The organism is Brevibacillus laterosporus (assembly GCA_007833815.1).
GTDB lineage: Bacteria > Bacillota > Bacilli > Brevibacillales > Brevibacillaceae > Brevibacillus_B > Brevibacillus_B laterosporus_D.
Genome location: CP033464.1, coordinates 1,531,730 through 1,555,659, shown reverse-complemented (window position 1 = coordinate 1,555,659; position 23,930 = coordinate 1,531,730). Strand labels below are relative to the sequence as shown.

Annotated in this window: 19 protein-coding genes; 4 read left to right on the top strand and 15 right to left on the bottom strand. The window is 42.0% G+C overall.

The features are described from left to right. Positions 1-123 precede the first annotated feature (123 nt). Complete coding sequence (gene psd, locus EEL30_08870) at positions 124-972, bottom strand: phosphatidylserine decarboxylase (GenBank protein ID QDX92431.1); 849 nt, start codon at positions 970-972, stop codon at positions 124-126. Positions 973-1,061: 89 nt separating this feature from the next. Next, positions 1,062-2,555: a methyl-accepting chemotaxis protein gene (locus EEL30_08865; protein QDX92430.1), complete on the bottom strand. Its 1,494-nt coding sequence runs from the start codon at positions 2,553-2,555 to the stop codon at positions 1,062-1,064. Between the two features lie 461 nt (positions 2,556-3,016). Here EEL30_08865 and EEL30_08860 point away from each other — a divergent pair, with 461 nt between their 5' ends. Then, positions 3,017-4,273: a helix-turn-helix domain-containing protein gene (locus EEL30_08860; protein QDX92429.1), complete on the top strand. Its 1,257-nt coding sequence runs from the start codon at positions 3,017-3,019 to the stop codon at positions 4,271-4,273. A gap of 213 nt (positions 4,274-4,486) precedes the next feature. On the opposite strand, the gene pruA is transcribed toward EEL30_08860, so the two are convergent. The 8 genes from pruA to EEL30_08820 form a co-directional block, all read right to left on the bottom strand. Continuing rightward, complete coding sequence (gene pruA, locus EEL30_08855) at positions 4,487-6,034, bottom strand: L-glutamate gamma-semialdehyde dehydrogenase (GenBank protein QDX92428.1); 1,548 nt, start codon at positions 6,032-6,034, stop codon at positions 4,487-4,489. 162 nt (positions 6,035-6,196) lie between these two features. Beyond that, positions 6,197-7,276, bottom strand: coding sequence for a sex pheromone biosynthesis protein CamS (locus EEL30_08850; protein QDX92427.1), 1,080 nt, complete (start codon positions 7,274-7,276; stop codon positions 6,197-6,199). A 20-nt stretch (positions 7,277-7,296) separates the two neighbouring features. Then, positions 7,297-8,238, bottom strand: a complete 942-nt coding sequence (locus EEL30_08845) for a hypothetical protein (GenBank protein QDX92426.1) — start codon at positions 8,236-8,238, stop codon at positions 7,297-7,299. A gap of 37 nt (positions 8,239-8,275) precedes the next feature. After that, entirely contained in the window at positions 8,276-10,282 is a 2,007-nt protein-coding gene (gene ligA, locus EEL30_08840) for an NAD-dependent DNA ligase LigA (GenBank protein ID QDX92425.1), read from the bottom strand. Between the two features lie 30 nt (positions 10,283-10,312). Continuing rightward, the gene (pcrA, locus tag EEL30_08835) at positions 10,313-12,670 is read right to left on the bottom strand and encodes a DNA helicase PcrA (GenBank protein QDX92424.1); all 2,358 of its coding nucleotides are present in this window, start codon (positions 12,668-12,670) and stop codon (positions 10,313-10,315) included. Positions 12,671-12,877: 207 nt separating this feature from the next. Continuing rightward, the gene (locus EEL30_08830; protein ID QDX92423.1) at positions 12,878-13,579 is read right to left on the bottom strand and encodes a heptaprenylglyceryl phosphate synthase; all 702 of its coding nucleotides are present in this window, start codon (positions 13,577-13,579) and stop codon (positions 12,878-12,880) included. A 15-nt stretch (positions 13,580-13,594) separates the two neighbouring features. Further along, positions 13,595-13,885 carry a hypothetical protein gene (locus EEL30_08825; protein QDX92422.1) on the bottom strand — a complete coding sequence of 97 codons (291 nt, stop codon included), beginning with the start codon at positions 13,883-13,885 and terminating at the stop codon, positions 13,595-13,597. A 141-nt stretch (positions 13,886-14,026) separates the two neighbouring features. After that, positions 14,027-15,070, bottom strand: a complete 1,044-nt coding sequence (locus EEL30_08820; protein QDX92421.1) for a DUF3048 domain-containing protein — start codon at positions 15,068-15,070, stop codon at positions 14,027-14,029. Between the two features lie 148 nt (positions 15,071-15,218). Between EEL30_08820 and EEL30_08815 the strand changes: the two genes are divergently transcribed. From EEL30_08815 to EEL30_08805, 3 genes are all read left to right on the top strand, one after another. Beyond that, complete coding sequence (locus EEL30_08815) at positions 15,219-15,932, top strand: DNA-binding response regulator (protein ID QDX92420.1); 714 nt, start codon at positions 15,219-15,221, stop codon at positions 15,930-15,932. Then, entirely contained in the window at positions 15,929-17,353 is a 1,425-nt protein-coding gene (locus EEL30_08810) for a sensor histidine kinase (protein QDX92419.1), read from the top strand. The genes EEL30_08815 and EEL30_08810 overlap by 4 nt, the downstream gene beginning before the upstream one ends. A gap of 159 nt (positions 17,354-17,512) precedes the next feature. After that, the gene (locus tag EEL30_08805) at positions 17,513-18,706 is read left to right on the top strand and encodes a glycoside hydrolase family 18 (GenBank protein QDX92418.1); all 1,194 of its coding nucleotides are present in this window, start codon (positions 17,513-17,515) and stop codon (positions 18,704-18,706) included. A gap of 90 nt (positions 18,707-18,796) precedes the next feature. Here the strand turns inward: EEL30_08805 and EEL30_08800 are convergent, their stop codons facing one another. The 5 genes from EEL30_08800 to EEL30_08780 form a co-directional block, all read right to left on the bottom strand. Then, a complete protein-coding gene (locus EEL30_08800) occupies positions 18,797-19,504 on the bottom strand; it encodes an ABC transporter ATP-binding protein (GenBank protein QDX92417.1) in 708 nt (235 codons plus the stop codon). A gap of 13 nt (positions 19,505-19,517) precedes the next feature. Further along, on the bottom strand, positions 19,518-20,294 hold the full coding sequence (locus EEL30_08795) for an ABC transporter ATP-binding protein (protein QDX92416.1): 777 nt from the start codon (positions 20,292-20,294) through the stop codon (positions 19,518-19,520). A gap of 13 nt (positions 20,295-20,307) precedes the next feature. After that, positions 20,308-21,591: a branched-chain amino acid ABC transporter permease gene (locus EEL30_08790; protein ID QDX95708.1), complete on the bottom strand. Its 1,284-nt coding sequence runs from the start codon at positions 21,589-21,591 to the stop codon at positions 20,308-20,310. A gap of 9 nt (positions 21,592-21,600) precedes the next feature. Then, complete coding sequence (locus tag EEL30_08785; GenBank protein QDX92415.1) at positions 21,601-22,548, bottom strand: branched-chain amino acid ABC transporter permease; 948 nt, start codon at positions 22,546-22,548, stop codon at positions 21,601-21,603. 160 nt (positions 22,549-22,708) lie between these two features. Next, a complete protein-coding gene (locus EEL30_08780) occupies positions 22,709-23,878 on the bottom strand; it encodes a branched-chain amino acid ABC transporter substrate-binding protein (protein ID QDX92414.1) in 1,170 nt (389 codons plus the stop codon). Between the last annotated feature and the right edge of the window lie 52 nt (positions 23,879-23,930).

Genomic DNA, 23,930 nt, shown 5'->3' with positions numbered 1-23,930 from the left:
ATTCCTTCTTTGTATGCTTATTGTAAAGGCAGATATCTAATAGCATTTATGTGGAACACTAAAAAATCCCTTTTGCTCTCTATCACAGGATAAGTAGCAAAAAGGATCTTTTTAATATATGTCTTATTCCACAGGTACAGTGCTAACCGCAATTTTTTGCCCCATTTTTACCACACTGCCTTCTTTAATTCCTTCTGCCCAATTCATTTCGCCTTTTTCAAATAGCAAAATAACAGTGGAACCAAATTCAAACCAACCCAGTTCTCTACCTTTTTCAAAGAAAGGCGTGCCACCAATCACTTCACAAACCTGCTTTCCATTTTTCACGTTTGTGGTTTGCGCATTATAAGTAACCTTTACACTACCCACAAATAATGCTCCTACTTTTACCACAGCTACATTTCCACATGCCTTACTCTGAACGTACGTAATCAGCCGTTCATTGCGTGCAAATAGCTTTTCTACATGTTCAACTCCCATATCATTAACTGGGTAGAGCTTACCTGGCAGGTAGGAGTATTTAAACAGTTTGCCTTCTACAGGCATATGAATGCGATGATAGTCACGCGGACTTAAATAGATGGTCATAAAGGAGCCACCATAAAAGCGTCCGGCCATATGCTCATCATCACCTAGCAACTGGCTAACCGTATAGGTTTTTCCCTTTGCTTGAATCAGCGTACCTTGTTGGATGCCTCCCATCTGGGACACTTTTCCATCGACAGGGCTCACCACCTCGGCATTCAAATCAACAGGTCTCGCTTCTGACTTCAGGCGACGTGTAAAAAATTCCTTTAACGAGCGATACTCACGAACAGGCTTTTCAATTTCCGACACGTCAATCTGATAATGGTTGATATATTTTTGGATGGCAAAACGGCTGAAACGGGAGCTAGCCACTTTTCCCATTTGTCTCGACATTACGTTTTGCGGAAGTTTATTTATTAGCCCTTGAAACACACGTTTCTTCATAAGACCTCTCCTACTCATGGTATACATTGCTACTCTACCACGACAGGAGGCTCCCCCGCAAACACTAGCAGAAGCCTACTGCATGAGCCTTAATGTAAAGACTGACGTAAAGAGTGGGAAAGCTCGTTTAATTGGTGGATTTCCTCCGTAATACTGGTAATTTTATCACGTTGTGTCTCTGCCGAGGCGAACAGTTCCTCCAAACTAGCTACAGATTCTTCGGTAATCGAAGTAATATTAGAGACTTCATCAGTTACCTCACTAGAACGTTGCTTTACTTGAACCATACTGACCTGAACCAATTCGACCGCCTCCATAAAGCCCTCCATGCCGGTACGTACTTTTTCCATAGAGACAACCGTCCTGTTCGCTAGCTCTTGCCCCTTAGAGACGGAGCTTTCTCCCTCGTTCATATGAACGACAGCGGTTTGGGTTTCCTGATGGAGCGCTTCCAAAATTCTAGCAATTTGTTGTGTAGCCTCTGCACTCTGTTCTGCTAGCTTGCGTACTTCATCTGCCACTACACCAAAGCCTCGACCATGTTCACCCGCACGAGCAGACTCAATGGCAGCGTTTAGAGCTAGAAGATTTGTCTGCGTGGCAATCTGATTAATTGTTCCAACAATTGCTTCTACCTGACCGGCTTGCTGATTTAACTTATGAATGGTGTTTGATGCCATGTTTACTGTACTGACAATATGCTGCATCTGAGCGGTGAGATCGGTCATCATATCGATTCCTTCAGACAGGCGACGATTATTGCGCAATGCTTCGTCTTTCATTTCATTTGCCTGCCCATTTACTTTTTGAATTTCATTATCAATAGACTGGATATCCTCTTCCACTTTAACGGTGGAGTGAGCTTGCTGCTCCATACCCGTTGCCACTTCTTTAAAGGCAACCAGCATTTCATCCGTGTTTTGTTTCGTGATGTCGGCATTTTCATTCACCTGATTAGAGGTAGCATCCAGATTCTCAATCATATTTGAGACATGGGACAACAGCACAGTTAGTTGAACCTCTTTCTCCTCTGCTTCCAGACGTGCTTCTTCTACACGACGCAATGCTGCACGTCCCGATAGGCAAAGATAAATAGAAACGATTGTAGTAAATACCACACCAACAATACGCAGACCCAAGTTAACAAGATCGTGCTCACCCTCAAACAAGTTATACCAATCCGTTTGATAACCAATAAGTATAGTCACTACGTACAAGAAGCCTGTAAATAGCACCACTTTATAATCTAAATAAGCAGACATTAGTGCCAACACTACGATCGGCAAGATGGCCATTTCCGGATACGATGTAAAATGATCAAAGGATAGCGAATAAAAGACAAACCCTACTGCAACCATATAACGCAACCAAATGCTATCTCTCTTGATGAAATACCATGGAGAAACCAGTAATGTCACCAGTAAGCCTACTGAAGTGAGTTTCCAAAAGGATATACCTGTAAACCATGAGTAAATGAGTGACAACCAAAGATGATCCCACAAGATGAAGATCATGAATCCTTCTTTGTTTGTTAACGTATTGCGTACCAAATTAATTGTTCCATTGATCAACCTATTGATCATTCCCGCAGCTCTCCTTTTCCCTACACCACCAGAGGAGTACCATGTAATTTGGACCGTCTCTGATGATAACAAAATAGATAGTACAATCCTAAACAGCCAACGGATATAATAGTTTTGTAGGTCGTGCTGTGCGGAGCAAATCCAGATCGGCTTACCTAGATTCTCTGTTCTCACACTAATGAAAACAGGTAAAAAGTATGATTTTTTATTTCTCTACCAAACTTATCGTACCATAGATGCAATATTTTCATAGTTCTAACGAAAGATATTTGTAAAATTTTTAAAAAAGGAGAAAAACAGCAGTCATATCTCAACCATTTTTTACAAAATCTTACGATTCACCATTTTTGTCGATTAAGTTAACAAAAAGAATATGAAGATCAAGAATAAGAAATGTAAAAATAGTGAAAATTCTTGTATAATAGATAATAAAGAATTCTGACAGAAAAGGGTGAGGTAAGGTGAGCAATCAAATCGGAAAAGGAATACGTGAATATCGTAAGAAGCTAGGCCTAACCCAAGGTGAGCTAGCTGAAGGGATTTGCAACCGTAGTTATATTAGTCAAATAGAAAAAGGAGATGTGGTTCCTTCTCCTGAAATCCTAGAAGAACTAGCCAAGAAGCTACAGACAGATCTCTCCACCATTTTTACTCCTACTACCAAACCAGCCTTTACTAAAATTGAGATTGAAAATAATTTTCGTCACCTTGTACATAGCATAGATACACAAGATTGGGAGATTGCCCAAAAATGGTTCAATAAATTAGAGGGCGCTGAAATGAGCCTTGAGCAAACATGTATGTATCTCTGGTCTAAAGCAGTATTGTCAGAAAATAGGAATCATTTCGATATTGCTGAGTCCCTCTTTCAAGAAAGCATCAAAATGGCCCGTGAGCTAGATAAATACGAATGGCAGGTACGTGTACTTACTTCACTGGGCTTTCATTATTGCAAAGCAAAGAATGCGGACAGAGCACTTCCTTATTTAAACGAAGCCATGCAATTAACCAATCGTTACGAGATTAACGGTCTACTACATATTACCTTATTACATGCTGCTGGCTATATGCACGTCTCCATGGGAGAAATCCATTCGGCGATCGAACATCTTAAGCAAGCAGAACAGATTTGCAAAAGCTTGCGTGCTATCTATCGTATGGAGTCTATTTATTTGTTATTAGGAGTTTGCGAACAAATTTTAAAACAATACGAGGTAGCCCAACGCTACTACGAAAAATCGTTAGACATTCTTAAAATTTCTCCTTCTCCTTCTTTAGAGGCAAACATTTACAACAATTTAGCTGTTATTCATACCGAGCAAAAACAGTATCAACTAGCACATGAATATATTACACGAGCAATGTCTCTTCACTCCCCTCAAGATCATACGAAACAGATTGAGTCTAAAATAGAACTTGCCAATATTTTGAAAGGTTTACAGCGCTATGAAGAAGCTGGCCAGCTATGCCTAGAAATCTTTGAGCAATCGACCAATGAGCATGCGTACGCAGAAGCCAAGTTAGTCTATGCCTCTATCTTGTGTGAAATGGGCAAAGGTGCTGAGGCGCTATCACACTTGGAAGAAGCCTTACATTATTTTAATGAGTATAAATCCCAGCGCTATTTGCTAAAAGGGTTGGCCTTGTTAGCTAAAATAAACTTAAAGTTTGGCAAGATAGACTCCTTTTATTATCTGTACGAACAGTATATATCATAAATCTTCTCTCAGAGAGAGTTCCCAACGCCTTGATTACAGTTGGGGGCTTTCCTTTTGCTTCGCAAAACCGAAATTCACCCTCTACTTATCATTGGGCTACGCACTTCACATGATAATCCGATAGATAAACCTTGTTATTACTCTTATTCATAAAAAAGAGGGTAGCCCCAAGTAGTTGACCTACTCAGGGTTACCCTCTTTGTGTCACAATACCTACAGTAATTCAGATACTAATTTCGCCTGTGTAAACAGCAATAGATAATCAGGACCGCCTGCTTTAGAGTCTGTTCCTGACATGTTGAAACCACCGAATGGATGTACACCAACTAATGCACCTGTACATTTACGGTTGAAATACAGGTTACCAGCATGGAACTCTTCACGTGCACGTTCTAAGTGAGCACGGTTGCGGCTAATAACAGCGCCAGTCAAACCGTATTCTGTATTGTTAGCAATCTCCAAAGCATGATCAAAATCATTAGCTTTGCAGAAAGCAACAAACGGTCCAAAGATCTCCTCTTGCATAATACGAGCATCTGGAGCCACGTCAGCAAATACAGTTGGCATAATAAAGTAGCCTTCTTCTGGTCCTTTTACTCCACCGGCCAACAATTTACCTTCTTGTTTTCCGATCTCGATATATTCCAAAATTTTATTATATGCTTTTTCATCAACCACTGGACCTGTATAGAACTCAGGGTTGCTCACATTTCCTACTGTTAATTCTTTTGTGCGCTCAACAACACGTGCCAAAACCTCGTCGTATACATCTGCATGAATGATTGCACGAGAGCAAGCAGAGCATTTTTGACCAGAGAAGCCAAATGCAGACGCTGTGATTGCTTGTGCTGCTAATTCTAGATCAGAATCACTATCAACTACAATTGAATCCTTACCGCCCATTTCTGCTACCAAACGCTTCATCCATTTTTGACCTGGTCGATGTTTCGCTGCCAATTCGTTAATACGTAGACCTACATCACGAGACCCTGTAAATGAAATGAAACGAGTCAATTTATGTTCTACTAAATAATCACCAATTTCACTGCCGCTACCTGGTACAAAGTTAACAACACCAGCAGGAACCCCTGCTTCATCAAGAATTTCCATAAATTTAGCCGCAATGACTGGCGTAGTAGAAGCTGGCTTCATGACAACGGTATTGCCTGTTACTAGTGCCGCTGTCGTCATCCCTACCATGATAGCAAGCGGGAAGTTCCACGGAGGAATAACGATACCTACACCCAATGGAATGTAATACAACTCATTATCTTCACCAGGAATACGCGGCAAAGAATGACGTTGGCCTAATTGGTCCATTTGTCTTGCATAGTATTCCATGAAATCGATTGCTTCTGCTGTATCCGCATCAGCCTCAGGCCAGCTTTTACCTGATTCTTTTACCAACCAAGCTGAAAATTCATGTTTGCGACGGCGCAGGATAGCCGCTGCCTTGTACAAATAGCGAGTACGAGCAGTAGGAGCAACACACTTCCATGTTTCAAAGGTTTCCGCTGCTACTTGAATCGCTTTCTCTGCCAATGCTTGGTCGGCTTGAGAAACAACCCCAATGCACTCATCTTTTTGAGATGGGTTCATGGAACGGCTTTTCTTTTCCGTCTTGATACGTTCCCCACCAATGATTAGATCATATTCACGTCCAAGTTCGCTCTCAACTTTATCCAAAGCGGCTTGGAAAGCTTGCTTATTTTCGGGCAGATTAAAATTAACGAACGGTTCATTTTTGAATTCTACTTGCACTTAGGTTCGCCTCCTACTTCATCTTCCATGATCAACTTGTTTACACCAAATAATATATGCAAAATGTGTGCCATTCTTTTTAAATATGTAAAATCGTACGAAAAAAGACACCAATTGAACAGTTCTGTCCAATTGGTGTCTTATCTTGTTTATACACATGTGTTAATTTCGGTAGATATGCATATACGACTTTCCATCAGCTGGTCGCACATAAATGGCTAATGGCTGGTTTATAGACTGCACATAAAAATTAACATGAACCTTTTTATCAATATATTGATCTATCGCTTGAGCAATCATTTGTGTAAACTGAATCACTTCTGTTCGAGAATCATACTCTGCTGTTGCATTGATGGTCAATTCCGTCAAATCACCATTTATGAAGCGTGCCGTTCCAGTCATACCAACAAACTCTTCCAAGGAAAAGCTTTGCCCTTGCTTCATCAATTTTTCAAATTGTAGGGCAGCCTGAGGGTATTTATTGTATGCCGCATCTCCTGGTAACAGGAAATATTCTTCATTGATTGGTTGCCATTTCGCCACACTACTATCGTTTGCATTTACGATACCAGACATAATGAAATTACCTGGAACAAGGTTAGAATTGGAGTCTGGCACTTGATACATCGTTACGACAAGCGGAATTTGCGGATTCTCCGATTTTACCTTCATGACAATTTTAGCAGCGATTTGTTGCCCTTTCAAACGTAGCTCATCTACGCTTAACCGTTTTTCCAAACCAGATGGGTCTTGATAAATCGGGGATAAAGATAAACCGAGAACCATACCTGCCAGCTTTTGATCCTTTTTATCCAAATAATTATGCTCCAACACGTTAACGAGCAATTTATTTGCCTTATCGGGATTTAAACCTTCTGGATTCTTCTTTTCCCATTCAATCCAAGTAGACACCTGCTTGCGGGAGATTTGCTGACCCTCCTGAAACAAGTACGTATTCGGAGAGAAGCTCTCTTTGGCAATTTCCATCATGCCGTACTCTAAATGACTAAAATCAATTCGATAGTTAGGATTGGAACTAAGCATCCCACGTGTCTGATTTTTTTTGTAAGTTGTGGCGGCGCTACCGTAGTAATTTTCATCTACCTGTAAAACAGAAGACACAACGGGCGCGACAGGATCAGCGCTATCCTTCTTTCCCGGAAGCAACGAACAGGCTGACAACAGCACTGAGCACGCCACTAGGACGCAAAGATCGCGTACAAGCTTTCTTTTCGTTTTCATATTGCAAACTCCTTACTTGTCTACTCCCACTTTTTCCACTTTTCTTGGCTGTATTTATAAATTTGGGCTGATTCTCCAATTCCGATGATAGGTGTATCGGCTGTACCGTAGGAGATATTAATCAGTTTTTCTGGTAGTTCAGAGGATAGAAGAGTCCATTCCTTGCCATCCTTGAGTAAGATACCTTTATCACTGGCTGCATATAAAGCATCGTTGGATTTATTGGCCGCAATGGAGTAAATATGTGAGTCACCCTCGCGCCATTCATTCTGCCAATCTCCACCATGTATATCTACAGATAACACTTCGTTTTGAGTTAGTACGTACAATTTTTGCTCTCTGGGTACATAATCCAAATCATACCCTTCTACTGTATCGAGCGGAAATTGTAACTGCCAATTAGCTCCAGCATCCTTGGATTCGTATACGCCTTCTCGATTCACAAATGCATAGAGGGATGTACCTTTACTGGTCGGAACCCCGATTAGAGATTGAATGTCATATTCCTTGGGCAACCCTTTATCTATTTTTTTCCAGGTTTTCCCACCATCTTTAGACACCTTGCATACATTTGCTCCAGCTACATAGACCCCTTTTGGCTTCGTAGGATCAAAATAAATGCTCTTTACATTTGCATGTTCCATCTCATCAGTAACTGCTCCCCACAATCCATGGTCAGCAGAAGCATAGAGCCCCGCATGCGTTGCCAGCCAGACTTGCTCCCCACCTTGATCTAAGGCCAGAGAATTTATACTGTCTCCTTTTTGCAACACATCCTGGTACGTCAATTCTCCTGTTATCTGCGCCAGTTTAACCGCTTGCTTCACTTTTGGTTCCTCCGCAGTCTGGCTCATATCTACAACGTCTGGCTCAACTGACTTTTGCGTTGCAGTTGCACAACCGCTGAGCAAAAGGAGCACACCAAAGCTTGCTCCCAGCTGTTTAAGCGTGAATCTCTTCATCACCTTCACACCTTTGCTTAATATCTCCTCAGCCCACCTATGATAATAGCGCTAAAAATGCTTCCTCATCCAGTACAGTTATACCCAACTTTTCTGCTTTTTCCAATTTGGAGCCTGCTTTCTCGCCAGCAATCACTAAATCAGTTTTTTTGCTAACGCTCCCTGTTACTTTACCACCAAGCATAGCAATCTTTTCTTCCGCTTCCTGACGTCCTAATTGTGTCAGTGTACCGGTTAAGACCACTGTCTTACCTGAAAATGGAAGGTCTTCTCCTGCCTGCACACGAACACCTTTATATTGCATGTTCACGCCAGCCACTTTGAGCTTCTCAATCAATTCATGTACTTGGGGCATAGAGAAATAGGTTAAGATGCTCTCAGCCATTTTGGGACCGATCTCGTCAATGGCGATCAATTCTTCTGCTGTCGCCTGCATGATATGATCTATATCGCCAAATTGCTCTGCAAGTACCTTCGCTGCTTTGGCTCCTACCAATCGAATTCCTAATCCGAAAAGCAAACGCTCCACAGAGTTTTCCTTGCTAGCTTCAATCGCTTGTAACATCTTATCGACAGACTTCTCACCCATTCTCTCCAATTGTAACAGCTGTTCCCGCTTATCGTGTAGATAATATAAATCTGCGACACTTGTAATGAGACCTGCGGCAAACAAAGAGGCCACCACTTTCTCTCCAAGCCCATCTAAATTCATTGCTTGTCGAGATACAAAGTGGGACATACCTTCTCGGATAACGGCCGGACACTCTGGATTAATGCAACGCAATGCCACTTCATCCGGTAGACGAACCAATTCGCTCACACATTCCGGGCAATGAGTTGGCATCATAAATGGACGTTCTTCTCCCGTGCGTCGTTCTTTTAACACTTCCACAATCTCAGGAATAATGTCCCCTGCTTTTTTCACAAGTACATAATCACCCAAGAGTAATCCTTTTTTTATAATGATGTCTTCATTGTGCAAAGACGCTCGTTTCACTTCAGTTCCAGCTAGAATAACAGGTTGAAGCAACGCTGTTGGTGTCACCACTCCAGTACGTCCAACCGATACCTCAATGTCCTTCAACTGTGTCACTGCTTCTTCTGCCGGGAACTTATAAGCAATCGCCCAGCGTGGGCTCTTTGCTGTAAAGCCAAGTTCTTGCTGCTGAGCAAAGCTATCTACTTTAATTACCATACCATCAATCTCATAAGAGAGCTCTGGTCGTTTGATTGTCCAGCTTTGCACAAATTGAATTACTTCTTCTATTTCATCAAACGTACGTCGTTCCTGATTTACCGAGAAGCCTAGCTGTTCTAAGAAAGTAAGACCCTCGCTGTGCGAATCAATCTGGCGCCCATCTATCTCACCGATCTGATAAATAAAAGTGGAAAGAGTGCGAGAAGCAGCAATCTTAGGGTCTAGCTGACGTAAGGAACCGGCCGCTGAATTACGTGGATTAGCAAATAAAGCCTCTTCTCGCTCCGCCCGTTCTTTATTCAACCGGTCAAAAGCAAATTTAGACATAAACGCCTCTCCGCGAACCTCCATAGTAATTGGTTCTGGTAAACGTAACGGAATGGAGCGAATCGTCCGCAGGTTTTGGGTGATATCTTCACCAGTAGTCCCGTCTCCACGTGTTGCTCCTTTTACGAAAAGCCCGTTCTCATAGCGAAGAGAAACAGCAAGCCCATCAATTTTTAATTCGCAAACATAGCGAACGGATTGATTCCCTAATCCTTGACGTACACGACGATCAAAATCACGCAAATCATTCTCGTCAAAAGCATTCCCAAGGCTTAACATCGGAGTTGTATGCACGATTTTTTCAAAGAAGGGTAACGGCATACCACCGACACGTTGGGTAGGAGAATCAGGAGAAACCATATCCGGCCATTGGTCCTCCAAATCTTGCAACTCACGCATCATTTGATCATATTCTTGGTCCGTAATCTGCGGATTATCCTCTATATAATAATGACGGCTTTCCTCTTCAATCCGTTTCTTTAATTTTATAATTTGCTGTTCAGCGGCCATACGATCCACGTATCTCTTCATCCTTTCCGTTCTTTCAAATCAACCTTTTTCAATAGGAGCAAACTTAGCGAGCAATTTTTTGATTCCTACTGGGCTTGGAAAAGCAATGTCCAGCTCTGTGTTATCACCGGCACCCTTGACGCTAACCACCGTCCCTGTCCCCCATTTACCGTGCTTAGCCTTGTCTCCTACTTTCCAATCTGCACTAGATGCTGCTCCGTGCGTTGGCAGTTTTGTCGTTTGATGTAACCCACGAAACGCACTTGGTTGCATAGTGACAGTTGATTCTGTTGGTTTAGGCGAACGTCCAAATGTATTGCCTGTACGTGCGCCTGCTCCAAAGCGTCCAGCTTGACCTCCCCGGCTGGCACCAAAGCCTGACCCTGATCCAAAACCACCACTAGAACCAAAACCGCCTTCCGACCCACCAACTGATCCAAGGTCACCATCAAGCAGTTCACTTGGAATTTCGGCAAAAAAGCGAGATTGCATATTCATATTTGTACGTCCGTATAGCGTACGCATTCTTGCTCGTGTCATAAATAATTTTTGCTCTGCACGAGTAATTCCCACATAAGCTAGTCGGCGTTCCTCTTCCATTTCACTCTCATCAAACAAAGCACGACTATGTGGGAAAACCCCTTCCTCCATGCCAACTAAGAAGACAACAGGAAACTCCAAACCTTTGGCGCTGTGCAAAGTCATTAACACTACTTGTCCCTCATCTGGTATGGCTTCTTCTGTTCCATCATTGCCAAGAGAATCAATATCTGCCACCAAAGCTAGATCAGTTAGGAAAGCAAGCAAGGTCTTGTCTTCACTTTTCTTCTCGAACTCTTGGGTAACAGACAGAAACTCATCGATATTCTCTAAGCGGGCTGCTGCTTCTAGCGATTTATCTTCTTTCAGCGATTCACGGTAACCCGATTGTTTTAAGATTTCCTCCACAAGCTCGGTTACACTTAAATAATCAACCATCTGAATTACGTTTTTCATCATATCAGAGAAGGCTAAAATGGCATTGGTTGTCCGGGAGGCAAGTCCCATATATGCTACTTCCTGTACGGATTGAAAGAGCGTCAGTCCATGTGCGCCTGCATAGGCTTGTAGCTTTTCCACCGTAGTATCCCCGATATTACGTTTTGGTACATTAATGATACGCGTCAAGCTGATGTCATCGTCAGGATTGGACACCAGACGTAGATAAGCCAACACATCTTTAATCTCTTTGCGATCGTAGAACTTCGTGCCTCCGACGATTTTATAAGGAATAGTCGATTTAACCAACACATCCTCCATTACACGTGACTGGGCATTCGTACGATATAAAATGGCAAATTTGTCGTATCTTTTATAGGTTTTCAGTTGTTCACGAATCGTATCCACGACAAAGTAAGCTTCGTCATGCTCTGATTCGGCTTGATAGCAATAAATTTTTTCCCCTGCCTCCTGATTAGTCCACAGGTTCTTCTCTTTGCGGTTCTTGTTATTTTTAATAACATGGTTAGCTGCTTCTAGGATGTTTTTAGTGGAACGATAGTTTTGCTCCAGCTTGATTAATTTCGCATTAGAATATTCCTTCTCAAAGTTAAGAATGATAGAAATATCAGCACCACGCCATTTATAAATACTTTGGTCTGCGTCACCTACACAACAAATATTTTTATGCATGTCAGCAAGCATACTAATCAGCATATATTGGGCACGGTTGGTATCCTGATACTCATCTACATGAATGTATTTGAATTTGCGTTGATAGAATTCCAGTACTTCTGGTACTTCCTTAAATAAACGAATCGTCGTCATGATTAGATCATCAAAATCAAGAGACTGATTGCTTTTCAGCTTTTTCATGTATAGTTCATAAACTTGCGAAACAATGCGCTGGAATTGATCTCCCGCCACTTGTTCATAACGTTTAGGATCAAGTAATTCGTTTTTTGCTCCACTAATCGCACCTAAAATGGAACGTGGTTCAAATTTTTTCACATCGATATTTAATTCCTTCATGCACTGCTTCACCACTGTCAACTGATCCCCAGCATCCAATATGGTAAAATTACGGCTAATGTTAATCCGATCTATATCTCTTCGTAAAATACGTACACAAAGAGAATGGAAGGTAGAAATCCAGATGTCATCCGCGCCTGCTTCCCGACCAACCAATCTTTCTACGCGAGCCTTCATCTCACGAGCTGCTTTATTCGTAAAGGTAATCGCTAGAATGCTCCAAGGAAATACCTGTTTATAACCAACTAGATACGAAATTCGTTGGGTAAGGACACGGGTTTTACCACTACCAGCACCAGCCAGAATTAGCACAGGGCCTTCTGTGGTCTCCACCGCTTTTTTCTGTTCAGGATTCAAACCCGTGAAAAAATTATCTTGAGTTACCATGCCGTAAGCCACCTTTCGCTTTGCCTCTTTTTGCTTCGCCCCAAAAGAAAGCATATGTTCCTATTTTGTCATAACTTTACTTGTTACGCTACTCACTCTTTTAGGAAAAAAGACTCCTTTTTTATTCCAAATATATTTGAAAGAAAAGAAACTCCTCGGCTTTGGCTCAAGGAGTTTACTTTAAAGTCATGTGTTAGAAAAGCTGAACTAAAAGCGACGCTCTGTCTCTTTTACCGCAGCTACAGTAGATAGAGCCTTTTCCAGAGAATCATAGATGATATTACCAACAACCACCGTATCAGCAATAGCTGCCATTTCCCGAGCCTTGTCCGTATCTGTAATTCCGCCACCATACATAAGATGCCCCTCGTCCAGAGCGGTTTTGCAGGCTTCAACCATCTGTGGATCGCCATATGTACCGCTGTATTCCACATACACGATTGGCAAACGACATAGTTTCGTAGCCGTCTGCACATAGGCTTTGGCTTCTTCTTTAGACAAAATAGCACGTGCTCTGGTTACCTCAGCAACAGCCGAGTCCTGGTTAAACACCAGATACCCTTCCGCTACAATATCGTCCCAATGTATGTAGCTTCCGTATGAGCTTAATGCCTCAACATGTGGAGCAAAAATCACGTCAGGATTGCTTGCATTTAACACGATAGGTATAAAGTATCCATCAAAGCCTGGAACAATGGCTTGCAAGTTGGAAACCTCCAGCAAACACGGTACAGCATATCGTCTAATGCGCGACATCAAGTCTAGCGTGTTGTCAAATGTGACTCCTAGTGTACCCCCGACAATAATCGCATCTGTACCCGACTCACAGATTTGCTCCAATTGATCATCTTCAATAGGCTTTTCTGGATCAAGTTTAAAAGCATGTCGCCAGTTGCTAAATTCAATCACGTTGATACCTCCGCTTTATTTACCGATCCGATCCAATGCTAGTTGGTAACCATCATTACCGTAGTTGAGGCAACGCTTGACGCGAGAGATCGTCGCCGTGCTCGCACCTGTCTCCGATTCAATGTGGTTATACGTATATCCTTTGCGTAGCATACGCGCTACTTCTAAACGCTGAGCTAGTGACTGCATCTCATTTACCGTGCATAGATCGTCAAAAAATTTATAGCATTCTTCCATGTCTTTTAAAGACAAGATCGCTTCAAACAGTTGTTCAATTCCCTTACCTTTTAATTTCTCCAATTGCATGAAAAATCACCCCGTGATCGTCTTGGGAACTTTTTCTCTCTGTAAAGTTTTTATGTACTAAAGTTCTGCTTTCATGATAGAGCAAAAGGCTTCCCTGTGCAAGACGATGTTTCTCAAATTTGTCTGTTTCCTAAAGTTTGGTTATTGAAAGCTAAGGTGCTGATCCATATTTGGTGTATTAGGCACAATATTTACCCAGGTGTTCCCTGAAAGTAACGGGATTTCCTTGGTTAGAGCAGTATTCTCATATGCTCGAATAATACCATCTTTTCTTACCCATTTGATTGGTTTTGCCCTTCCTTGCTGGAACAAATACCCGTCTCCTGGACCAGTTATATCGACTTCTCGACGCCCTTCGTTATCTAACACCTGATGCTTAGAAGAAATCACTAGTATATTCGTAATTTCTAATTGTTTATCTGTGGTTAAATCCTTATGGACTTCTCCTTGCGTAAAACGTAAATATTTTTCCTTATCAGCATCATACTTGTAGCTGAGTGAATATTGGGGATGCGGTTTAATCTTAATCTCTACCGCAGACTGCCCCTCCTCTATTTTGGCATCCTTGGGCAGGAACGGGAAGAAAGGTAGATCAGAAGTCATACGCATATTTTTCGCCTGCATTGCCTTCTCGATATGGCTCAGGTCAGTGTACACGTTATGGGGGGCAGTACGGAATTTTTCTCGCCAGAAGTATGCACCGTTACTAATTTCATTAATGGCGTCATCTGCGCCTTTAAGGGTATTAAGAGCATCTGGACTTCCGCCAACATGTACAAGAATGGAATCAAATCCTCTACCCAACTTAATAAAGTACGGACGAATACTTCGCACCGGTCCAATCATTTTAGGTGTCTGGCTGTGAAAAATGGCTAGAAATCGCGTCACTTCCCCCTCAGACAGCACTTCGTACACGATATCCGCTTTATCAAGTCCTGATTGAGGTCTTGCTTTCGGATGATTATTAACCATAACCATAACAGGACGGTGATCAATTCGCTCATCCACCCCCATTCCTGTTAATGGAGCCGTATAAGGAAACGTCTTCTCTTGCAAAGGTTCGGATACAGGTGGCGTCACCGGATTTGGCTGCGGTGCTTGTTCTTTATTTGCAAGCGGGTTGCACGATGCCAGTATAGACGATGCTGTAAGAACAACAACCGCATACTTCCAGAACTTTGTCATATGGATGTTTCACTCCTTTCTGTCCCTACTATTTTTCGAGCAACTCCTGCATGATTCCTGCCACAACTTTCCCACATTCCTTCTATCTAGTTCCCACATGTTTTTACGTAAGCTATGTTACTATGATATATAGAAAGGAAGGGTGACCATGACTCAGACCACACCTTATCTTGTTTATCTGGTTGATGATGAAACTAATTTATTAGAACTATTGCGTTCCTACCTCGTACGCGCAGGATTTGAAGTGAAAACCTTCCAAAGCGGTGAGGAGGTATTAGCTGTCCTAGATGATACGAAACCACACTTGTGGATTCTTGATATTATGTTGCCTGATATAGATGGGTACGAGCTTCTTAGACTAATTCGAAATAAGTGGGAAGATGTCCCTATTATGTTCATTTCTGCTCGTGATCAAGATATTGATAAAATTATTGGTCTGGAACTTGGTAGTGACGACTATCTGGCAAAGCCTTTTTTGCCTCGCGAACTAGTTATCCGTGCCCAGCGGTTGCTGCATCGCACCTATGAAAAAACTGTACTCCCTGCAACAGCTACCCAAGCCCCCGTAGTGTATGAAGACTGGATGAATGTCTCCCAGTATTTCATTTCTGAAAAAGGAAGGCTAGTTAAAGAAAACGAGGAAATAATTGATCTGACTACAAAAGAGTTTGATCTGGTGCTTTATTTTATTAAAAATCAAGGTCAAGCCTTACAACGTGAGCAAATCCTTACGGCTGTTTGGGGCGATGATTATATCGGATCAGATCGTGCCGTGGATGATCTGGTGAAACGGATTCGTAAAAAGATGCCTGATTTTCCGTTGGAGACGGTGTATGGCTTTGGCTACCGGATGACCAAATGAGAGGAAGATTTTCTTTACAAAACATGCCGCTAGCAAAGCAGATTTTTTTACTGTTTTTATCTTTGACGATTGTGCTTGGAGCAAGCGTAGCTATTCTATATCCCTATACCTTAAAGCAAATTTTGCTGGATAATACGTATTCTTTACTAGAGGATGAGTTTGAGAAAGTATCTGATCAAATCTCCTTTACACAACAACACGAGCTTGTCCCCTTACCATCATTCACATCACCACGTATGCTGATGTTATTGTTACAAAACTATAACTTTTCTTTTCAGATGATGGTTTTTAGTAAAGATGGACAACTAATTGGCTTTCAACATATGCCGAAAGAAGGCATACCGCTCAAGGTTGCAAATGGGCTTTTCCAAGAAGCTTCTGCACATAAAGGAAAAACCCCTTATAAAGGAAGCACCGAGTGGGAAAATGAAAATTTCCTGATGATAAGTCAAAAAATGGAATATTTTGGATTCCCTTACTACCTTGTGATCTTTACAAAGGAAAAGGAAATCATTCAAATTAATAACATGCTTACTAAGCAGTTTTTCATCATCTTTGCTTTCTTTATCTTTGTCAGCTTGTTGCTGGCTGGTTGGTTTAGTGGTTATTTAAGCACTCCCTTACGCCGTTTGGAGGAATCTTGTCAAAAAATTGCGCGCCGTCAATTTGATATCCCCCTAATGGTTGATCGTAAGGATGAAATCGGTCAGTTAGCTCGCTCTTTTGACATGATGAAAAAACAATTGAAAGATCATGATGAATCCCAGCAACATTTTGTGCAAAATATCTCACATGAATTAAAAACGCCAATCATGGCGATTCAAGGCTACGCACAGGGCTTGATAGATGGAGTTTTTCAGGGTGCTGAGGCACAAAAAGGCTTGTCCATCATTATGGAGGAAAGTAACCGTTTGGAAAATGTGGTAGAGCAACTTCTCTATTTAACAAAAGTTGAATCAGTTGATAGAATGATGACCTTTACTTCGTTAGATTTAACAGAAATGATTGGTCTGCTACATCAACGCTATCATCTTCTTCATCCACATTTAGCATGGCACATCGATATTCCTGATACACTACCGATGGAAGGGGATGGCGAACAGCTTTACAGTGCATTCACTAATATTGTAGAAAATCAGCTACGATACGCCAATTCCACGATTACCATCACTGCCAAAGAGGAAAAAGAGCAGATTGAAATTGCTATTTCCAATGATGGCCCAGCTATTGAGGAAACTATTATGCCATATCTTTTCCAACGTTTCCGCAAAGGTAAAACGGGCAAACATGGTTTAGGCCTTGCTATTGCTCGCGCTGTTCTGGAAGCGCATGAAGGATATATTGCTGCCAAAAATTTATCTGAGCATCAAGGTGTTATGTTTATTGCGACATTGCCACAGAAGCAATCTCATTTGGGATAAGAAAGCGGTAATCTGGAGTACGCTTCCAGATTACCGCTTTTATTATTTTTCAGACGTTATACCTGTCCCCTTACAAAAGCGTATAAGTTTCTGCAATTTACCACATGTTAAAACTAACAATCAGGATAATACTACCTTGAATAAGAAAGGAGAGAAGAAATGCCACGTCTCTTCTCACGCATCTTCATCTTGTTGCTGGTGATTAGCTCTTTGTTGGTAGCTTCTTGTCAATCTGGCCCTACCTACCAAGGTAAGTCTGCCGCCCCCGACAGGAGTACCTCTCCCCATTTTGCGTCCGTTCAGCAGACTACTACCACATTGAAAAATGTAGTACCTACCTCTCGCCCACGAGAAGTTCTTGGTTTTTATACAGAGTCGGAAGATCCTTACCCTGGGTCTCTCCCTACCTTGTCTGCCCAACATGAACAACTTAGCATGATTGCACCTTTTTGGTACAAACTAGATGAAAAAAATCCTGGATATATGCAATCTACTCTTTCCAAAAAAGAACGCCAAAAAATAATTGATCGGGCACACGCCAATCAGGTGCAAGTCTATCTATTAGTTCACAATCTGTTCTATGATTCCATACAAAAGGGAAAAGAAGTTGCACGGGAAATCTTGCGCAAGCCTACGAATCAACGCTATTTTTTGCGTAATTTAGAACGTGAAGTGCTTTCTATGGGCTATGACGGCATTAATTTGGACATCGAAAATTTATATTTGGAAGACAAATTCGCTTTCACACAATTTGTCAAAAACGTAACCCAGCTGATGCACCTCCATGGCAAGACTGTCACAGTAAGCGTTCCTGCTAATACGGGTGATGAACGTGCTAACGTATGGTCACCATGGTTTGATTATAAGCTACTAGGTCGTTACGCCGACCGCTTGGTGATCATGGCCTATGACGAACATAATCCACGGACTGAACCAGGTCCTGTTGCTTCCATTCAATGGACAGAAGATACTGTACGCTATGCACTATCTCAAGGTGTTCCTGCACAAAAAATCTTACTCGGGGTTGCTGGATACGGCTGGAATTGGAACAGCAACGGAGAAAAAGCTGTATATCAATCCTATAAGAGTCTGATGGAGCAAAGCCAAAACAGAGGAGCCACTCTTAATTGGGATCAGGAGCGTCATGCTCCACATATGCAATACATGGATCAAGAAGGAAATATGCATATCGCTTGGTTTGAAAACAATTTTAGCACCCGCTCTAAGCTAGATTTGGTCGAGAAATATGATTTGGCTGGGATAGCTCTTTGGCGCATGGGCTTAGAAGATCCAACCCTTTGGGATAACCTGTCTAGACAGATCAATGTCTGGAAAACAGATACTAGTCAGTAACGTAAGGGGATGTAACCAACAAAACCCTTGAATTCTTGATGAAATTCAAAGGTTTTGTTGGTTTTCTATGAAAATAGGACCAGCCCAAACTTACGCTAAATATGCCTCTCGCACCTGCGGATCTGATAGCAACGTTTTGGCTTCATCCTTTAAAATAATCTCGCCTGTCTGAATGACATATCCGCGATGCGCAACGGAAAGTGCTTGATTCGCATTCTGTTCCACTAACAGGATAGTCATGCCCTCTTGATTTAATTCTGTGACAATCTCGAAGATTTGCTCTACCAAAATGGGAGCTAGACCCATTGAAGGCTCATCTAGCATTAAAATTTTTGGCTTCATCATCAATCCACGAGCGATAGCCAACATTTGTTGCTCACCGCCCGACATTGTACCACCCTTTTGAGATATCCGTTCTTTTAAGCGTGGAAAATAATGAAAGGCTCGTTCGATTCCCTCATCAATCACACTCTTATCCTTTATAGAAAAAGCACCCATCTCCAAGTTTTCTCGGACCGTTAATTTTGGAAATATACGTCTTCCCTCTGGTACATGGGCAATTCCTAATGTAGATATATCATGTGGCTTTTTACCTGTGATATTTTGCCCGTCAAAGAACACCTGGCCTTCTTTTGTCCGTACCTGTCCACAGATGGCTTTTAAGGTAGTTGATTTACCAGCCCCATTTGAACCAATCAGAGTCACTACTTCTCCTTGCTCTACCGAAATACTCAGACCTTTTAACGCATGAATACCCCCGTAATAGGTATGAACTTCTTTTAGTTCCAATAATGCCATCGCTCTTCCCTCCCTACGAAGCTTCCGTTGCGCTTTTGCCCAAGTATGCCTCAATAACTTTTGGATTGGTTCGTATTTCATCTGGGGTACCCTCGGCGATTTTTCTTCCATAATCCAGAACATGAATATATTCTGATAGCCCCATAATAAGCTTCATATCGTGTTCGATTAAAATAATAGTTAAGTCTAATTCACGTTTTAACTGGCGAATAAAATCGGTCATTTCCACTGTCTCTCTTGGGTTCATCCCTGCGGCCGGCTCATCTAGCAAGATAATCTGAGGATTAGTACCCATGGCCCTAGCGATCTCCAACCGGCGTTGCAATCCATAAGGAAGGCTACCAGCGGTTTCGTTAGCAATATGTTCGATTCCCACATATTCAAGGATTTGATAAGCTTCAACACGTGCACGCTCCTCTTCTTCCCGCACCCGTTTCGAATTGAACAGGATGCCAAGAAGCCCTGCTTGTAACCGCCCATGTTGACCAATCATAACGTTCTCCAAAGCCGTCATCTGTTTGAACAGTCTGATATTTTGAAAAGTGCGCGTAATACCCCGTGTTGCTATTTGATCGGGTTGAAGACCTTTAATAGTCTCTCCATTTAGTACGACATCACCCTCGTCTGGCTCATAGAAGCCTGTAACCATGTTAAAGAAAGTGGTTTTACCTGCTCCGTTCGGACCGATGACTGCGGTGATACTGCCTTTTTCAATATCAATCGACACGTCTTCGTTGGCCACAAGACCTCCGAATCTCTTGGTTAAATGTCTCGCTTCTAACAATGCCATACAGCTACCTCCTTTAGCTTACTTTATTACGTCCAGTCAACTTAGCAAGAATGCCCTGTCGTTGTTCCGAATGAGCGTGATTTTTGATATTCTCGATGTTTTCTTTCCTTCTCCTTGCTGGGATTAGTCCATTTGGACGGTATAAAGCGGCTAATACCAGTAGAATTCCAAACACCATACGCTGCAGTTTGGAAGGGTCCAACTGACTTGGTAGGTAAAGGATGCCAGATTGTGATAATTCATGTAGATAATTGGACAGTTCTTTTAATATTTGAACCTGTAACAGTGTAACGAACGTGGCCCCTAGAATAACACCAGGAATACTACCACTTCCACCTAAAATAACCATAACCAATATGCTAAATGATTCCATCAACGTAAAGGATGTAGGGTCAATAAAGGTTTGTTTTGCTGCAAAGATAACTCCCACCACTCCCGCAAAGGACGCTCCTGTAGCAAATGCCGCTAATTTCGTTTTTAACAAAGAAATCCCCATAGACTGTGCTGCCAACTCATCTTCACGAATAGCAATCCAAGCACGCCCTAGTTTAGAATGTTCCAAACGAATATTGGCAAGTACAATCAATAAAATAACTACCAACACAATAAAATAGAAATGAAAGGAATCGGAAAATGATTCTCCTAAAATTTGTGGGGCATTAATAGATGTTATCCCTTGAGGTCCATTTGTTATATTGATTGGCTTATCTAAATTATTAAAGACTATTCTGATAATTTCACCGAAGCCTAATGTAACAATAGCTAGGTAATCTCCTTTTACCCGGAGAACGGGTAGACCTAGCAAAATCCCAAAGACTGCCGCTACCAGCAAACCAACCACTAAAAATGCCCAAAACCACTCTCCGCTTAATGGAAATAAATCGCCTGGAATAAAATGATTAGCCTGTGCTGTAGCAAAGATACCATATGCATAGGCACCAGCCGCAAAAAAAGCAACGTATCCCAAATCTAACAGCCCAGCAAAACCAACCACGATGTTTAAGCCCAACGCCATAGCGACATAAATACCTATGTTGGTCGCCACTTCCATATAATAACTATTATCATAAGCAAGTAATGGAATAAGACCGAATAAAACTAACACCCCTAAAAGTAGCTGCGTCCATTTATTCGTATTGGTATAGTAGATTAGCAATACAGAAAAGATGAGCCCCACAAAGCTTGTTACCGATTGCTGTAAAAAATAGAGTGCTATAGAGCATCCAACAATCCACACCAGCGTAAGAAAAAGTGGGATCGGCTTTTCTTTTGCTAGCACGTTCTTAAAAGTTCCCATTTCTTTCACCTACACTTTCTCTTTTACGGCTTCTCCAAGCAGACCCTCAGGTTTGAACAGAAGCACTAGAATAAGAATGGCAAACCCGATAACATCCTTGTACTCTCCACCGAATGCTCCACCTGTTAGCGGTCCCATATATGCACCCGCCAGTGATTCAATCAGACCAAGTATAATTCCACCAAGCATCGCTCCTCTGAGATTACCAATGCCACCCAAGATAGCAGCAGTAAAAGCTTTCATTCCCAAAATGAAACCAATGTAAGGATCAATCGTTCCATAGTTTTGAGCAAATAGCACACCTGTTGCTCCACCGAGGCTTGAACCAATTAGGAAGGTTAACATAATTACTTTGTCCACATTTATAGTCATCAGTGATGCCGTCGATTGATCTTGGGATACGGCACGCATCGCGATTCCCCATTTTGTTTTGTTAATAAACAATGTCAACGTAATCATCATCACAATAGCTACGATGGCAACAATAACGGCTTTAGATGGAATTTGAGCAATTCCAATATCAATCTTTCCAGGGAATAAAATCGGTCCTGTTAAATAGAATGCGTCTCGATGAAGTGCTTCTGCAAAACGGACCAAATCCTGCAAAAAGAAAGAAACACCAATGGCAGATATCAGCGGAACTAGTCGCGGGGCATTCCGTAAGGGCCGATAAGCAACCCGTTCAATACCTACACCTAATAAACCGGTTAACACCATACTGATGATAAGAGCAAGAATAAGAGCCAAAAACGGATTCATTCCTTGCAATACACCATTAGATTCCATGACAAGGAGCACTTCTGTTCCTACAAAAGCTCCCACCATGAAAATCTCACCATGTGAGAAGTTGATAAATTCCAAAATTCCATAAACCATTGTGTAACCCAGAGCTACAACCGCATACATGAAGCCGAGGGTGAGTCCGTCGACCAACACTTGAGGTAGGATCTGCCACATGTACATTCCCTCATTTCTTAGTTTTTTCATTACACTGTAGATGCAGATCATTTTCCCTAATCAAATAGGGCTTTTCCTCAATCTTTTCATAAAAGAAAAGGGCGACCATCCATGTGCCGCCCCCTTGCTACAAGGGTAGAAAGCGCCTACGTGATAGTTATCAATCTGCTTTGCCTACAAAGGCGGCATTTCCATTTTTAAATTTGTAAACGAATACCTGAGCAAATTCATTGTCCCCCTTTTCTGTAAAGGTGACCTTGGTAAATAGTCCTTGAAAGTTTTTTGTTTTGTGAACAGCTTCTAATACCTGTTCGCGGCTAGGCTTCTTGCCGCCATTTGCTTTAATGGATTCCTTTAAACCATTTAGTAATACTTTCATAGCATCGTAGCCATAGACAGAATAGGTTTCTGGTTTTTTGCTGGTTGCCTTTTCGTAAGCCTCAGCCCATTTTTTCCCTGCATCAGTTTGAGTAACATCCCCTGCTACCGATGTATAGATAACACCATCAGCAGCACTCCCAGCAATCGTTACTAGATCGGAAGAGTCGATTCCGTCCCCACCCATAAAAATTCCCTTAAATCCCTTATCACGTGCCTGTTTAACTAATAGACCACCTTCTGAATAAATACCTCCGAAAAAAATAATATCTGGGTTTTTGGAGACAACCTGATTAACCACTGAGCTATAATCCTTCTCGCCTACAGTAATACCTTCTGAACCAAGTATTGTTACTCCATCTTTTTCAAATTGAGCTTTTACTTGGTCGGTCAATCCTACACCATACGCTGTCTTATCATTAATAATGAATGCTGTTGTTACACCAAGAGTATTTTTGGCATATCTAGCGGCTGATGGACCTTGGGTATCATCGCGTGCACAGATGCGATGGACTGTTTTCTTCCCTTCCTCAGTAAGTGTGACACCTGTGTTGGCTGGGGAGACCATCACCAGCTTGCCATCTTCATACTTGGAAGAGGACGGAACGGCAACACCTGTGTTGTAATGTCCGACTACGCCTAATACATCTTTGTTGGCGACCAGTAGCTGAGCATTGGTAACACCCTGTTTAGGATCAGCCTGGTCATCTTGAGGAAATAGCTGCAAGTCAAATCCCATTTTTGCGAATTCTTCCTTCTCTTCTTGGAGCGCATAACCAGCTCCCTGCTTGATCGCATCGCCAATGTTTGCGTAGGCACCAGATAGTGGGCTCTGCGTAGCCAATTTGATTACCTCTTTCCCCGTGCTTTGGCCTGCTCCTGCACAGCCTGATAAAGCTAATCCAGTTGTCAATAAGGCGGTAAAGAGGCCCATGGTAACTTTCAATTTCATGGAATCAAATCCCCCTTAATCTTACTTGCGCTCAATTCAGCCAGTTAGTTCG

Bases quoted from the DNA above. Each gene is read 5' to 3' on its own strand.
- psd (QDX92431.1), bottom strand. From the start codon at position 972: ATGAAGAAACGTGTGTTTCAAGGGCTAATAAATAAACTTCCGCAAAAC.
- EEL30_08865 (QDX92430.1), bottom strand. From the start codon at position 2,555: ATGATCAATAGGTTGATCAATGGAACAATTAATTTGGTACGCAATACG.
- EEL30_08850 (QDX92427.1), bottom strand. From the start codon at position 7,276: ATGAAAACGAAAAGAAAGCTTGTACGCGATCTTTGCGTCCTAGTGGCG.
- EEL30_08845 (QDX92426.1), bottom strand. From the start codon at position 8,238: ATGAAGAGATTCACGCTTAAACAGCTGGGAGCAAGCTTTGGTGTGCTC.
- pcrA (QDX92424.1), bottom strand. From the start codon at position 12,670: ATGGTAACTCAAGATAATTTTTTCACGGGTTTGAATCCTGAACAGAAA.
- EEL30_08825 (QDX92422.1), bottom strand. From the start codon at position 13,885: ATGCAATTGGAGAAATTAAAAGGTAAGGGAATTGAACAACTGTTTGAA.
- EEL30_08820 (QDX92421.1), bottom strand. From the start codon at position 15,070: ATGACAAAGTTCTGGAAGTATGCGGTTGTTGTTCTTACAGCATCGTCT.
- EEL30_08815 (QDX92420.1), top strand. From the start codon at position 15,219: ATGACTCAGACCACACCTTATCTTGTTTATCTGGTTGATGATGAAACT.
- EEL30_08810 (QDX92419.1), top strand. From the start codon at position 15,929: ATGAGAGGAAGATTTTCTTTACAAAACATGCCGCTAGCAAAGCAGATT.
- EEL30_08805 (QDX92418.1), top strand. From the start codon at position 17,513: ATGCCACGTCTCTTCTCACGCATCTTCATCTTGTTGCTGGTGATTAGC.
- EEL30_08800 (QDX92417.1), bottom strand. From the start codon at position 19,504: ATGGCATTATTGGAACTAAAAGAAGTTCATACCTATTACGGGGGTATT.
- EEL30_08795 (QDX92416.1), bottom strand. From the start codon at position 20,294: ATGGCATTGTTAGAAGCGAGACATTTAACCAAGAGATTCGGAGGTCTT.
- EEL30_08790 (QDX95708.1), bottom strand. From the start codon at position 21,591: ATGGGAACTTTTAAGAACGTGCTAGCAAAAGAAAAGCCGATCCCACTT.
- EEL30_08785 (QDX92415.1), bottom strand. From the start codon at position 22,548: ATGTGGCAGATCCTACCTCAAGTGTTGGTCGACGGACTCACCCTCGGC.
- EEL30_08780 (QDX92414.1), bottom strand. From the start codon at position 23,878: ATGAAATTGAAAGTTACCATGGGCCTCTTTACCGCCTTATTGACAACT.